The organism is Acinetobacter variabilis, from assembly GCF_000369625.1.
Taxonomy (GTDB): Bacteria; Pseudomonadota; Gammaproteobacteria; order Pseudomonadales; family Moraxellaceae; genus Acinetobacter; species Acinetobacter variabilis.
Genome location: NZ_KB850112.1, coordinates 297,306 through 310,632 on the forward strand (window position 1 = coordinate 297,306; position 13,327 = coordinate 310,632).

The 13,327-nt window shown below is 42.3% G+C and carries 12 protein-coding genes; 8 read left to right on the forward strand and 4 right to left on the reverse strand.

Features of this window, described 5'->3' with window-relative positions; translation table 11 throughout:
- Positions 1-128: 128 nt before the first annotated feature.
- Entirely contained in the window at positions 129-2,348 is a 2,220-nt protein-coding gene (parC, locus tag F897_RS03940; protein ID WP_005233445.1) for a DNA topoisomerase IV subunit A, read from the forward strand.
- A 150-nt stretch (positions 2,349-2,498) separates the two neighbouring features.
- Positions 2,499-4,175, forward strand: coding sequence for a long-chain-fatty-acid--CoA ligase (locus F897_RS03945; RefSeq protein WP_005233446.1), 1,677 nt, complete (start codon positions 2,499-2,501; stop codon positions 4,173-4,175).
- A gap of 43 nt (positions 4,176-4,218) precedes the next feature.
- Here F897_RS03945 and F897_RS03950 read toward each other — a convergent pair whose 3' ends face one another.
- A complete protein-coding gene (locus tag F897_RS03950) occupies positions 4,219-4,599 on the reverse strand; it encodes a hypothetical protein (RefSeq protein ID WP_005233447.1) in 381 nt (126 codons plus the stop codon).
- Positions 4,600-4,699: 100 nt separating this feature from the next.
- Between F897_RS03950 and F897_RS03955 the strand changes: the two genes are divergently transcribed.
- The gene (locus F897_RS03955; RefSeq protein ID WP_004787362.1) at positions 4,700-5,098 is read left to right on the forward strand and encodes an MAPEG family protein; all 399 of its coding nucleotides are present in this window, start codon (positions 4,700-4,702) and stop codon (positions 5,096-5,098) included.
- Positions 5,099-5,219: 121 nt separating this feature from the next.
- The gene (gene ppa, locus F897_RS03960; protein ID WP_005233448.1) at positions 5,220-5,756 is read left to right on the forward strand and encodes an inorganic diphosphatase; all 537 of its coding nucleotides are present in this window, start codon (positions 5,220-5,222) and stop codon (positions 5,754-5,756) included.
- Between the two features lie 100 nt (positions 5,757-5,856).
- Here the strand turns inward: ppa and F897_RS03965 are convergent, their stop codons facing one another.
- The gene (locus F897_RS03965; protein ID WP_005233450.1) at positions 5,857-7,203 is read right to left on the reverse strand and encodes an OprD family outer membrane porin; all 1,347 of its coding nucleotides are present in this window, start codon (positions 7,201-7,203) and stop codon (positions 5,857-5,859) included.
- A gap of 861 nt (positions 7,204-8,064) precedes the next feature.
- Between F897_RS03965 and F897_RS03970 the strand changes: the two genes are divergently transcribed.
- Complete coding sequence (locus F897_RS03970; RefSeq protein ID WP_005233452.1) at positions 8,065-8,799, forward strand: TorF family putative porin; 735 nt, start codon at positions 8,065-8,067, stop codon at positions 8,797-8,799.
- A gap of 47 nt (positions 8,800-8,846) precedes the next feature.
- On the opposite strand, the gene F897_RS03975 is transcribed toward F897_RS03970, so the two are convergent.
- On the reverse strand, positions 8,847-10,334 hold the full coding sequence (locus tag F897_RS03975) for a YifB family Mg chelatase-like AAA ATPase (RefSeq protein WP_005233453.1): 1,488 nt from the start codon (positions 10,332-10,334) through the stop codon (positions 8,847-8,849).
- Positions 10,335-10,399: 65 nt separating this feature from the next.
- Positions 10,400-10,627 (reverse strand): accessory factor UbiK family protein, encoded by a 228-nt coding sequence (locus F897_RS03980; protein WP_034169813.1) that lies wholly within the window; start codon positions 10,625-10,627, stop codon positions 10,400-10,402.
- A gap of 278 nt (positions 10,628-10,905) precedes the next feature.
- Here F897_RS03980 and glnK point away from each other — a divergent pair, with 278 nt between their 5' ends.
- The 3 genes from glnK to nrdR all read left to right on the forward strand — a co-directional run bounded on the left by glnK (position 10,906) and on the right by nrdR (position 13,327).
- Positions 10,906-11,244 carry a P-II family nitrogen regulator gene (gene glnK, locus F897_RS03985; RefSeq protein ID WP_004650081.1) on the forward strand — a complete coding sequence of 113 codons (339 nt, stop codon included), beginning with the start codon at positions 10,906-10,908 and terminating at the stop codon, positions 11,242-11,244.
- 60 nt (positions 11,245-11,304) lie between these two features.
- A complete protein-coding gene (locus F897_RS03990; RefSeq protein WP_005233457.1) occupies positions 11,305-12,720 on the forward strand; it encodes an ammonium transporter in 1,416 nt (471 codons plus the stop codon).
- Between the two features lie 139 nt (positions 12,721-12,859).
- Positions 12,860-13,327 (forward strand): transcriptional regulator NrdR, encoded by a 468-nt coding sequence (gene nrdR, locus F897_RS03995; RefSeq protein WP_004787309.1) that lies wholly within the window; start codon positions 12,860-12,862, stop codon positions 13,325-13,327.

The window sequence follows — 13,327 nt, forward strand, 5'->3', positions numbered from 1 at the left end:
GTGGATATTTTTAGCCCATAAGACACGATTTGTCGCGCTGTGTAGTTTACTGCCCTTGTGCAGCACACAGCCGCGACTTAGCATAAGAAACATTGATACAAAAACGAATTTTAGGATTATAGGTTGTTATGACAAGCCTTGCGCATCATGCGACAGAAAACCGTTCCGTAGCCGAATTTACCGAACAAGCTTATTTAAATTATGCCATGTACGTGATTATGGATCGTGCATTGCCACATATCAGTGACGGTTTGAAACCGGTACAGCGCCGTATTGTCTATGCCATGAGTGAACTGGGCCTGAAATGGACCAGCAAACCGAAAAAATCGGCACGTACTGTCGGGGATGTACTGGGTAAATATCATCCGCATGGTGACTCGGCCTGTTATGAAGCCATGGTCTTAATGGCGCAGCCATTCAGTTATCGCTATCCGTTTATTGAAGGACAGGGCAACTGGGGTTCACCGGATGATCCTAAATCCTTTGCAGCGATGCGTTATACTGAAGCCAAGCTATCGCAATATAGTGAACTGCTTTTATCCGAACTAGGACAGGGTACCTGTGACTGGCAGGATAACTTTGATGGTTCGATGAAAGAACCGATCAACTTGCCGGCACGTGTTCCGAATATCCTGTTAAATGGTACTACCGGGATTGCTGTGGGGATGGCGACCGATATTCCACCGCACAACTTGCGCGAAGTGGTGAAAGGTACTATCGCCCTGATCCGTAATCCGAACCTGACCGATGCCAAAATGGCAGAATACATTCCGGGACCGGATTTACCGACCAAAGCGGAAATTATTACGCCACCCTCCGAACTGCTTAAACTTCAGACGACAGGTCGTGGCAGTTACCGCATGCGTGCGGTATATATCATTGATAAAAATGAAATCGTGATTACCGAATTGCCGTATCAGGTATCCGGTTCAAAAATCATCAGCCAGATTGCAGATCAAATGCAGGCGAAAAAACTGCCATTGGTCACTGATGTTCGTGATGAATCGGATCATGAGAATCCAACACGTTTAGTGGTGGTACTGCGTTCGAACCGTATTGATGCGGAAGCAGTAATGAGCCACCTGTTTGCGACCACTGATCTCGAATCCAGCTATCGCGTCAATATGAACATGATTGGCGCGGATGGCCGTCCACAGGTGAAATCGATTCGTCGTATTCTGCTGGAATGGATTGAAATCCGAAAAACCACCGTCACTCGCCGTCTGCAATACCATCTGAATAAGATCGAAAAACGCTTGCATATTCTCGGCGGTTTGATCATTGCTTACCTAAATATTGATGAAGTGATTCGGATTATTCGTGAGGAAGATCAGCCTAAACCGGTGTTGATGGAACGGTTCGGTATTGATGAGATTCAGGCCGAAGCTATTCTGGAACTTAAACTGCGTCATCTGGCCAAGCTTGAAGAAATAGAATTGCGCCGTGAACAGGAGGAGCTGGAAGCTAAAGCTGCCGTGATTCGTGAACAGCTGGCTAATCCAGAATCTTTAAAAACCTTGATCATCAATGAATTAAAAGAAGATGCCAAGAAGTTTGGGGATGATCGCTGTTCTCCAATCGTACAACGTGCCGAAGCCGCTGCAATTGATGAAACTGAAATGCTGCCAGCGGATCCTGTAACGGTCGTATTGTCTGAAGCGGGCTGGATTCGCTGTGCCAAAGGGCATGAGGTGGATGCTGAAAATCTGAATTTCCGTGCGGGCGATCAATACCTTAGTCATGCCCAAGGTAAGTCTAATCAGCGCGTCTATGTATTAGATGATAGTGGCCGTAGCTATGGCTTGCCAATCAATAGCCTGCCATCGGCACGAGGACTTGGTGAACCATTGAGTTCAAAACTGTCTCCGGCAAGTGGGGTAGGCTTCAAGCAGGTGTTGGTCGCTGAAGATGATGCGGAAATCCTGGCAGTCAGCAGTAAAGGCTATGGATTTAAAACCCAGGCCAAGCAGCTGGATACCAATGCCAAAGCAGGTAAGGCTTTCTTGAATCTATCTGAAGGTGCACAGGTCATGGACCTGCAACCGCTGGAAGACGCAACTCATGTTGCACTACTCAGTTCAGCTGGCCGTCTACTGGTTGTTGATCTGTCGGAATTACCTGTACTCAATAAAGGTAAAGGTAATAAATTGATACAACTTGAAGATAAAGATCAAATTTTATCCATGACAATATTGAAACTTGATGAAACAATTCAAGTGCTTGCAGGACAGCAACAATTAAAACTTAAAGGTGATGACCTGCAAAAATATATTGGGAAACGAGGCTCTAAAGGAACCCTGTTACCACGTGGATATCAAAAAGCAAATAAACTGTTGATTCAAAGATAATACTAGCATCCATGAATCGAAATACGTTATATATGAGTAACGATTCGACAAATGGATGCAATGTTGCACATATACAAGTCTAAAAAATGACGTGCAGCATTGAAAAAAACAGTTGAACTACTAAGGATTATGATTGGAGAGATTGGCATTATGGAAAAAATTTGGTTCGCTGAATACCAAAAAACAGGGATTCCAGAAACTGTAGAATTACCAGCAGAAAATACATCTCTGGTTGATATTTTTGAACGCAATTTCCAAAAATTTGGCTCACGTGATGCCTTTATCTTTATGGATAAGACTTTAACGTTCAATGAGTTGGAAGAAGCTAGTCGTAAATTCGCAGCATATTTACAAAGTTTGGGTCTGGCAAAAGGCACACGTGTTGCCGTAATGATGCCAAACGTTCTTCAGTATCCGGTCGTAGCATTGGGGGTGTTCCGCGCTGGTTTAGTACTGGTGAATGTAAATCCACTGTATACATCACGTGAGCTTGAGCATCAGTTAAAAGATTCTGGCGCTGAAGTTCTGGTCATTATTGAGAACTTTGCAAGCGTTTATCAGTCAATTATTGGCAAAACACCTGTGAAGCACGTTGTTGTTGCTTCTGTGGGTGACATGCTGGGTGCTTTAAAAGGTACTTTGGTGAACTTTGTATTACGTTCAGTACGTAAGCAGATTCCGGCATGGGATATTCCAGGTCACATCAAGTTCAATGCAGCCCTGAATAAAGTTAACCCAAGCAACTATAAACGCCCTGAATTGACTTTGAGTGATACTGCTGTACTTCAATACACAGGTGGTACTACTGGTGTTTCTAAAGGTGCTGAACTGACCCATCGTAACCTGGTTGCTAACCTGTTGCAGTGTGACGGTATCTTCCAGAGCAAATTCGGTGCGCAAGATGGCCAGCCAGATGACCGTATTTTCTGTGCTTTACCGCTTTATCACATCTTTGCTTTCATGGTCTGTGCACTTTACGGCATGTATAAAGGTCAGGCGAACGTTCTGATTCCTAACCCGCGTGATCTGCCTGCGGTGATGAAAGAATTACGTAAATACCAGCCAACATTCTTCCCTGCTGTGAACACGCTGTTTAATGCGCTTGTAAACAACGAAGAGTTCAAGCAACTGGATCATAGCCGTTTAAAAATGGCGATGGGCGGTGGTATGGCTGTTCTGCCTTCTACTGCAGAAGCTTGGAAGAAAATTACTGGCACTAACATCATTGAAGGTTATGGCCTGTCTGAAACTTCTCCAGTAGCAACTGCGAACCCACCAGCATCTGAAGCATTTAGCGGTACGATTGGTATTCCGTTACCTTTGACTGAAGTTGCAATTCTGGATGATGACGGTAATGAGGTTGCACTCGGTGAGCAGGGTGAAATCTCAATCCGTGGTCCTCAAGTGATGAAAGGCTATTGGAACCGTCCGGATGAAACCGATAAAGTGATGGTAAATGGCTTCTTCCGTACCGGTGATATCGGTGTTATGGATTCACGTGGTTATATCAAAATCGTTGACCGTAAAAAAGACATGATTCTGGTCTCTGGCTTCAACGTTTATCCTTCTGAAATTGAAGAAGTCGTTGCAAAACATCCAAAAGTACTGGAAGTGGCTGCAATTGGTGTACCAGATGAAAAATCAGGTGAAGTGCCAAAACTGTTCGTTGTGAAGAAAGATCCTTCATTGACGACTGAAGAAGTTCTGGCATTTGCGAAAGAAAACCTGACCGGTTATAAACGCCCACGTTATGTTGAATTTATGGACGAGTTACCGAAATCTAACGTAGGCAAAATCCTGCGTAAAGATCTACGTAAGTCTGCATAAATCCTGCAATTAAAAAAAGCGCCTAAGGGCGCTTTTTTTAATTCTATTTTTTCATTAGCCAGCGGTCGAAGTAAGGACGACCTACCCCGATCACACCCAAGAAAATAAACATGGTACCAAACTGGCGGTTAAATCCTCTCAAATTAAAACTGCCATAACTGAGAATATTATCTATCAGGCAATAAATGATGATCGCGACTAACCAATGCCAGATCGGCATACGTTTGATGCCCACGGCATAGAAGGCAATCCATAAGATGGCAAAGGTGAAGAGGGGAGACCAGATATTCATATTGGCACAAATGACGGCCATCAGAAATGCAACAATCGGTAATACGATTTTTAATACGCGATCCACTTGACGTTGATGCTGGCGCTGTTTCTCGAGGACATCGAACATTTCATTTTGATCAGGGCTGACCATAGTGAATCCTTAATCATTTATAAAAACACTCTATTTAACAAAATTTATTCACGAAACGCCATGCTATGATAGACATAAAAATTCTCAAGAGAAAAATCAGATGCATAGCATTAGTGGGGTTATCTATCTCATTTTGGCAGCTTGTCTTTTACCTTATGTTTTTACCTTGATTGCGAAAAAATCGGCAGGGTTTCGTGCAAAAGACAATCAGAATCCACGGGCATTTTTAGAAAAGTCTACAGGCCTGGCCAGTCGCGCCAATGCTGCTCAGCAGAACAGCTTTGAAAGCTTACCACTCTTCATCGCCTCGATTCTGATGGCAGAATATATGGTCGTTTCACAAAGTCTGGTGATGACCTTTGGGATTGCCTATCTGGTTTTTCGGGTCATCTATGGGATCTGTTATCTGGCGAACTGGTCGACCTTACGTTCAATTGTCTGGCTGTTATCCTTATTATGTCCAATAACCTTACTGCTGTTAATTATCAAAATCTCTTAAGCCAAAAATAAAGGCAGGCCGAGATATTTACAGTTCGGTATTTTAAAATCAAAAAAAATCTGTAAAAACCGTTATAATTGTCGCGGTTTTTAAAAGATATAACTTGTTAAAGAGTGATGCTATGAGCTACAGCAATATCCCAGCGGGTAAAGATGCGCCAAACGACATCTATGTCATTATCGAAATTCCTGCAAATGCAGCACCAATCAAATATGAAATCGATAAAGATTCTGATGCATTATTTGTAGACCGTTTCATGGGTACAGCAATGTTCTACCCAGCAAACTATGGTTATGTACCAAATACACTTTCTCTAGATGGCGACCCTCTAGACGTATTGGTGGTAACTCCACATCCAGTAGAGCCAGGTTCTGTAATTCGTTGCCGTCCTGTCGGTAAACTGAACATGGAAGATGACGGTGGTGTTGATGCGAAACTGGTTGCAGTTCCACATGACAAACTGACTCCGATCTACAAAGATGTTCAAGAATATACTGATCTTCCTCCATTACTGATCAGCCAAATCGAACACTTCTTCCAGCACTACAAAGACTTGGAACCAGGTAAATGGGTTAAGTTAAGTGGTTGGGAAGGTGCTGATGTTGCAAAACAGGAAGTACTCAGCTCAATTGCAGCTTATGCAGAAGCAAATAAATAATTCATTTGCTTTTCAGTTTGAGTCTTTAACTTTTTAAAGCTCAAACAAAAAAACCTGCACAATGTGCAGGTTTTTTATTATGGCTTGAAATTCGGGTGAATTAGAATAATTTCACAGGAATGTCTAACCAGATACGCCATTCGTTGGTGTCACCAATGTACTTAGATTGGTAATCATTGCTTGCACGGTAGTAAGAGTGACGTAAACGCAAGCTTGCATCTTTAGCAAAACCAGATTGAACAGTGTATTTCACCTGGTTAAAGAATTCACGTTCTTGTGCATCATTAGTAACTAACTGAGAACGATCTGGACTACCTGCTACATCAATATCCCAACCATATACAAATGCTGAAGTCCAAGATAGACCAGGAACATTTACAGCACCGAAGTCAAATGTGTATTGAAGTTGTGCTGATTTTTCATTATTACCAATGAAGTCAGACAGGTATGAGTTTGGTAGATAAATCGTTTGATGGCCATCACCTACACCGCGACCCAAACCATAGTCATAGCCTGTGTTACCAGTATTTTGTTGGTAAGCCACCATGACATTGTGCGGACCAGTATTGTAAGTGGTAGAAATAGCCCAAATATTGTTGCTTAAGTTACTTAAGTCATTTGTGGTATGAGAATAAGTATATGCACCACCGTCAGCTTTTTTATCCCACTCGGTATGATAGCCACTGAAATCGTGAGTTAAAGTGCCGCCATTGGCTACTGCATAGCTATAGTTCGCATTCACATAATGACGGTCTAAACGGTCTTTAATATCTGTACCATAGTAAGAAGCATTTAAAGCATCACTAAATTTATATTTCGCACCCCAAACAACAGCACGATCCAGCTCGTTACCATCAGAGTTGATTTGGTCTGAATATTGGTTTTTAGTAAATTTACCAGCTGTTAATGACAGGTTGTCAATTTCATTACTCGTCACTAATACGCCTTCAAAGTATTCAGGAACGAGACGTGCAGTATTTGATGCCAATACAGGAAGATCTAAAACTTGGGCACCATATACAGCAGTGGTATTAGATACACGAGCTTTCACATAAGCGCCGCCACGAGCCCAATGATCATAAGTATCGCCAGCACCTTTAACGTATTCACCTTTAGCATTGAAACCATTTTCACGAGGAATCATGCCATTACCGGCATTTTTGTTGTTTCCTAGTTTGAAAGAAGCATCACCGATGATCCCGGCACCAAAACCGACTGCACCTTGAGTAAAGCCAGAATCCAGCTTCACGATTGCAGTTTGTGCGGCTGAACTTGTATCTGCTACGCCATTTTTCTTATCACGAGATAAATAACCAGTACGGAAAAGTACAGATCCTTCTGCATCTTCTACAAAACCTTTAGACTCACTTTGCTCGCTAGCAAAAGCGGTTGAGATCAATGCAGCCTGAATCAAAACTGCCAATGTTAATTTTTTTGTGTTTTGCATTGGGAGAGAGCCTTATACAAATTGATGGAAATTTTTAGGAATTGTATAAGATTCGCTGAATAAATGTCATTTTTATTTACGATACTCCACTAAAGTCGAGGGATTTTTTTAATCTAAAGTGAATAATGGTAAGAGATTTAACAGTCTAAATCCTGACCATATAGTAAAAACACAAATAAAAACAAAGATATTTTTTAAATCTAAATTCTCTGAAGGGTATGACTCATGAGTGCATCAATAATATTTAAAATTAAAATTCTTAGAAAGTTGAGTGTTCAAAATCTTCATTTTCTGTATCAGACTATTCATTAATAATTTCTTAAAAGTGAGAATTGATTATAAATTATTGAATTTTAATTTATAAATATTTAATTTAAATATTTGTAAATCCAAAAATGCTGATAGATTTCCGAATAATAAAAAGTCATTCTATGAGAGTCACTTTTTGTTGCTTAGCACTATTTTGAACTTTTTAATCCAGAAATTTCTGAGTTCGGGTAAGAATCAAAAAATCGAATAAAGCAATTTGCTTCTTTACCTTTTATCTCTGCACCCTTTTTTAGCACAAAATTTAATCAAAGCGAAAATAGTTTCAAAATGGCGCAACTTGTAAATGATTATGTATAAGGGCGAAAAAAGAAAATAAATCTTTGAAAAAGGGCTAATGTTAAAAAGGATCTATCAAAGTACTTTTTTTAAAAATTTAAATATAATTTAAAAACAAATACCTAGTGATTTATTTTATTTTTATTCATCAGATTTCCGTTGTTTTATTCCAGATTGGCATAGCTCTTGCAAATTTCGAACTTGAGTTTAATCAATATCATAAAAACGTCTCAGACGATCTGGGGGAGTCATACAATGAAATCAACATTTAAAGTATTATCTTTTGCTTTACTAGGTGCTGCATCTTCTTTCACTTTCGCGGATGAACCAGCTGCTGAACATTCAGTTTCTGGGAATATCAGTGTACTTTCAAGCTATAACCTGCGTGGGATTACCAACACACCTGAAAATAGCGGAGCTACTTTACAAGGTGGGCTTGACTATAATCATTCCTCTGGCTTTTATGCTGGTTGGTGGGGTTCTACCTTAGATTATTCTTTGGTTGAAGAAGGCCGTGATGCTTTTGAAAATAATTTCTATGCAGGCTACAGCCATTCGGTAAATGATGATTTGGGTTTAACGATCGGTACGACTTACTACTATTATTATGAATCTGATGAAGAAACGAATGGATTTGAGCTGTTATTAGGTCTGAACTATAAAGATTTAGGTATTACAGCACAAACTCTTCTTGAAGATACGACTTGGGGGAATGCAGGGGATACTTATATCAAAGGTACCTACAGCTATGCACTGCCGAATGACTTTAGCTTAGACACCGCTTTAGGTTTATATGCTTATGAAAAGTCAGGTGACTATGTAGAAGAGACCAGTGAAAGCTTTGGTTTCCGTCATTTTGATATCGGTTTAAGTAAACCTCTTGCAGATACTGGCGTGACTGCAAGCATCAATTACATTATTGGTGGTTATGATCGTATGGATGTGAAACAAAAGAACAAAGTAGTATTCGGATTAGGTTATAGCTTCTAATTTTCTCTAAATAAAAAAAGGCGACTCTAAGTCGCCTTTTTTATTATTTAAATGTGCTGCCCGCGATAAGACAGGGCTTCCGATAAATGTCCAGTCTGAATATTTGGACTTTGGTTAAGATCGGCAATGGTTCTGGCAACACGCAAAATCCGATGATAGCCTCGTGCTGATAAATTCAGTTTCTGTTGAGCCAGTTCAATCATTTTCTGAGCTGGTGGATCAAGAGGGGCATATTGTTCCAGTTGTTTCGGACTAAGACTCATGTTTAAGACATTTTGCCGTTCGATCTGAATATTATAGGCGCTGATCACACGCTGTCTGACCGTTTCAGAGTTTTCGACAGGTTTATTGTCCTGTAACTCCTGTGCTTGTAAAGGTGGTACATCAATATGCAGGTCAATCCGGTCTAGCAGTGGACCAGAAATCCGGTTCTGATAACGCTTGATGGTTTCAGGTGAACATTGACAGCGGCTGTCCTGATTAAATGCATAACCGCATGGACAAGGATTCATGGCTGCCACCAGCTGAAAATTGGCTGGAAAAGTAATTTGCCGGGAAGCACGCGAAATCACAATTTCTTTGGACTCAAGCGGCTGACGTAACACTTCTAAAACCTTGCGGTCAAACTCAGGCAATTCGTCCAGAAATAACACCCCCAAATGCGCCAGTGTGATCTCTCCGGGTTTAGGATGTGAGCCACCGCCGACCAACGCAATGGCAGAAGCAGTATGATGCGGTGCCCGAAATGGCCGCTGGCCAAAGGGATGATTGGCATTGGCAATTGAATAGATACTGGCAACTTCCAGATTTTCCTGAGTATTTAAGGGCGGTAAAATACTGGCGAGGCGCGATGCTAACAAGGTTTTACCTGTACCAGGTGGACCGCGGAACAGCAGGGAATGGCCACCTGCAGCTGCAATTTCTAAGGCACGTCGTGGTCGCAATTGTCCTTTCACATCCACCAGATCAAATTTATAAAAAGAGTGCTGATCTAATGGACTGGTCTTAAACGGGGTCAAGGTTTCTGCTTGAGCCAGATGTGCACAGACTTCCTGCAAATGATTGGCAGCAAATACCTGAAAATCCGGGAGCTGAGAGGCTTCCTGAGCATTCGGACTAGGCAAGATCAGCTGGTGATGTGCCTGCTGGCAGGCGATTGCAATGCTCAGGATTCCTGTTACAGGCCGCAATTGACCATCTAGGGCCAGCTCCCCAATAAACTCAAGATTATCAGTACAATTTTCTGGAAGCTGCCCTGAGGCCAGTAAAATTCCTAGCGCAATCGGCAAGTCTAAACGTGAGCCATCTTTAGGTAGATCGGCAGGTGCCAGATTAATCGTCAGGCGTTTAGTCGGAAACTGAAAGCCACTATTCAGAATGGCAGAGCGAACCCGATCCTTACTTTCTCTGACTGCGGCTTCAGGAAGCCCCACAATGGTGAGGGAAGGCATGCCAGAACTGACATGGACTTCGACTTCAATTAAAGGTGCATGCAGGCCTAACAGGCCTCGCGTATAAATTTTGGCAAAAGACATATTGTTGTTCCAATATAGTGCATTATTTTTATTGTTCTCGTGTCTTTTGTGCACTGTAGTTGTGCTTATTTTTTAATCGAGATTTTTTCTTCTAGCTCTTCGACTTGTTTTAGTAAATCATTTAAACGCTGATTGGCATTATTTAGGGCAGTGCGTTGGCGTTCAAGCTCTTCTTTAGACACTAAATCCATCTTGCTAACGGCTTCATTGAGCAGGGCACGCAGATTGTGTTCCAGATCCTTTTTAGGTTGTTCAACTTGCTGCAAAATTGCTTGTAACAGGGTTTCAATCATAATCCGATCCATCGCCATATAAATGCGCGGACAGTGTAGCATTGCTGCAAGAGTGACTGACAGTATTTCAGATAAAATATAGGCTGCTTCGATTAGTAATATTGTAAAAATCCACATAAAAAATATCCAATTTGTGCAGATTCCAATACGTTATAAGTATAAAATAAAGGAGCAAGAAACATCGTGCCGGGCTTTCTAATTTCCCCCGACCTTAGGAATCTTGGCATGAAATTTGAACATAAAACCTTACTGGTGAAATAAGCCGAAGGAAAACAAACATGAAGCTCGTAACTGCAATTGTAAAACCTTTCAAATTGGATGATGTGCGTGAAGCATTATCTGAAATTGGTGTTCAAGGCATCACTGTGACTGAAGTCAAAGGCTTTGGTCGTCAAAAAGGCCATACTGAACTTTATCGTGGTGCTGAATACGTTGTAGATTTCCTACCGAAAGTCAAAATTGAAATCGCAATCAGCGACGAAATGGTTGATTCGGTAATTGAATCAATTACTCGTGTTGCAAGCACTGGCAAAATCGGTGACGGAAAAATTTTCGTAACTAACTTAGAACAAGTCATCCGTATTCGTACCGGTGAAACAGGTGCAGACGCTGTTTAATTTGGCACGAAGTTTGCTGAGTTCCTAATAACTCACAAAAAACATGGTTGGGGGATACGAATGAAAAAAATGCTAATGGCGTTCGGCTTGTCCAGCGCTCTTTTAGGTGGTTCTGTTGCGTGGGCTGAAGAGGCCGTAACAGCACCAACACCTACTGAAGAAGTCGCACTTGTTGCAGAGACTGGTGATACTTCACTTACAACAACAGACACAACTACAGCAGAGATTGCTGAAGTGGCGCCAGCTGAACCAGCAGCGCCTGCAGAAGAAGAAGCTACTCTCGATACTGGCGATACAGCTTGGATTCTCACTTCAACAGCCCTTGTATTACTGATGACCATTCCAGGTTTAGCCCTGTTCTATGGCGGTATGGTCCGTAAGAAAAATGTGCTGGCAACAATGGCACACAGCTTTGTTGCTGCAGCCGTAGTCAGTATTGCTTGGGTCGTGATTGGCTATACCTTGGCCTTTGGTGAAGGAAATGCCTTTATCGGCAGTCTGGACAAGCTCATGCTGGCTGGAATAACCACCGATGCGCTATCCGGCACAATTCCTGAAATCCTGTTCGTGATCTTCCAAATGACCTTTGCCATCATTACGGTTGCCATCATCAGCGGTTCGATTGCAGAGCGTATGAAGTTTGGTGCTTTTGTGGCATTCATTGCACTCTGGGTGATTCTGGTTTATGCACCAATTACTCACTGGGTATGGGGTGGCGGCTGGTTAGGCAACGACGGTGCGCTTGACTTTGCTGGTGGTACAGTCGTTCACATCAACTCAGGTGTAGCAGGTCTGGTTGCAGCCTACATGCTTGGTAAACGTATGGGCCTTGGCCGTGAATCAATGGCGCCACATAACCTGACTTTAACTGTAGTCGGTGCAAGCTTACTTTGGGTAGGCTGGTTCGGCTTCAACGGTGGTTCAGCATTGGGTGCAAATGGTTCTGCAGGTTATGCGCTGATCGTAACTCAAGTTGCAGCAGCGGCAGCAGCGATCTCTTGGTTAATTACTGAAAAAGTAGTACGTGGCAAAGCCTCTGTATTAGGTGGGGCTTCTGGTGCGGTAGCAGGTCTGGTGGTGATTACTCCAGCAGCTGGTTTCGTCACTGTCGGTGGTGCACTGGCAATGGGTCTGATCGGTGGTGTGGTATGTTTCTGGGGTATTACTGCCTTGAAACGTGTACTGAAAGCCGACGATTCTCTAGATGCCTTTGGTCTGCATGGCGTCGGTGGTATCGTTGGTGCGATTCTGACAGCATTCTTTGCAAGCGAATTCATCATGGGTGATGCTGCTCCAGCAAATGTAATGAGCCAACTTTGGGTTCAAGTTGAAGGTGTACTTGCAACCATCGCTTACTCTGCAGTATTAACTTTTGTGATTCTTAAAGTGATCGATCTGATCATCGGTATCCGTGTTTCTTCTGATGATGAACGTATGGGTCTGGACTTGAGTCAACATGGCGAACGCGTAGAATAATCTGCTAAAACAATAATCAATATGTTGTGTAAAACAGCCCATATGGGCTGTTTTTTTTCTATATGTTGCGTAAAACTCTACAAAGTTTGGAATTTTTGCTACACTCGGAAATCATCAGGATTTGTTCAATTAAACCGCTATGCATTGCCCATTTTGCAATACACCAGACAGTAAAGTGATTGATTCACGCCTGGCCGCTGAAGGTTGCCAGATTCGCCGCCGTCGTGAATGCGTCAGTTGTAATGAACGCTTTACCACCTTTGAAAGTTATGAAGTGGTGATGCCGCGTGTCATTAAATCTGATGGCAAGAATGAACCCTTTGATGAAGCCAAATTACGCCGTTCACTGATGCATGCCTTGCAGAAACGTCCTGTGACGCAAGAACAGATTGAAACGGTGCTCAGTGATATTCAATTACAGATTCGCCGTTTGGGTGAACGTGATGTGAAATCACGCACGATTGGTGAAATTGTCATGCAATCGCTATTTGCACTTGATCATGTCGCTTATGTCCGTTTTGCTTCGGTGTATCAGGATTTCCAGGATGTCGAAGCCTTTCGTCGTCAGATTGAACAGATGCAGCAACGCGGTGAGTTTCAAGAATAA

Excerpts from the sequence above, each read along its gene's own strand:
- F897_RS03970 (WP_005233452.1), top strand. The coding sequence starts at position 8,065 with ATGAAATCAACATTTAAAGTATTATCTTTTGCTTTACTAGGTGCTGCA.
- F897_RS03950 (WP_005233447.1), bottom strand. The coding sequence starts at position 4,599 with ATGGTCAGCCCTGATCAAAATGAAATGTTCGATGTCCTCGAGAAACAG.
- parC (WP_005233445.1), top strand. The coding sequence starts at position 129 with ATGACAAGCCTTGCGCATCATGCGACAGAAAACCGTTCCGTAGCCGAA.
- ppa (WP_005233448.1), top strand. The coding sequence starts at position 5,220 with ATGAGCTACAGCAATATCCCAGCGGGTAAAGATGCGCCAAACGACATC.
- F897_RS03945 (WP_005233446.1), top strand. The coding sequence starts at position 2,499 with ATGGAAAAAATTTGGTTCGCTGAATACCAAAAAACAGGGATTCCAGAA.
- F897_RS03975 (WP_005233453.1), bottom strand. The coding sequence starts at position 10,334 with ATGTCTTTTGCCAAAATTTATACGCGAGGCCTGTTAGGCCTGCATGCA.
- F897_RS03955 (WP_004787362.1), top strand. The coding sequence starts at position 4,700 with ATGCATAGCATTAGTGGGGTTATCTATCTCATTTTGGCAGCTTGTCTT.
- F897_RS03980 (WP_034169813.1), bottom strand. The coding sequence starts at position 10,627 with ATGATTGAAACCCTGTTACAAGCAATTTTGCAGCAAGTTGAACAACCT.
- F897_RS03990 (WP_005233457.1), top strand. The coding sequence starts at position 11,305 with ATGAAAAAAATGCTAATGGCGTTCGGCTTGTCCAGCGCTCTTTTAGGT.
- F897_RS03965 (WP_005233450.1), bottom strand. The coding sequence starts at position 7,203 with ATGCAAAACACAAAAAAATTAACATTGGCAGTTTTGATTCAGGCTGCA.
- nrdR (WP_004787309.1), top strand. The coding sequence starts at position 12,860 with ATGCATTGCCCATTTTGCAATACACCAGACAGTAAAGTGATTGATTCA.
- glnK (WP_004650081.1), top strand. The coding sequence starts at position 10,906 with ATGAAGCTCGTAACTGCAATTGTAAAACCTTTCAAATTGGATGATGTG.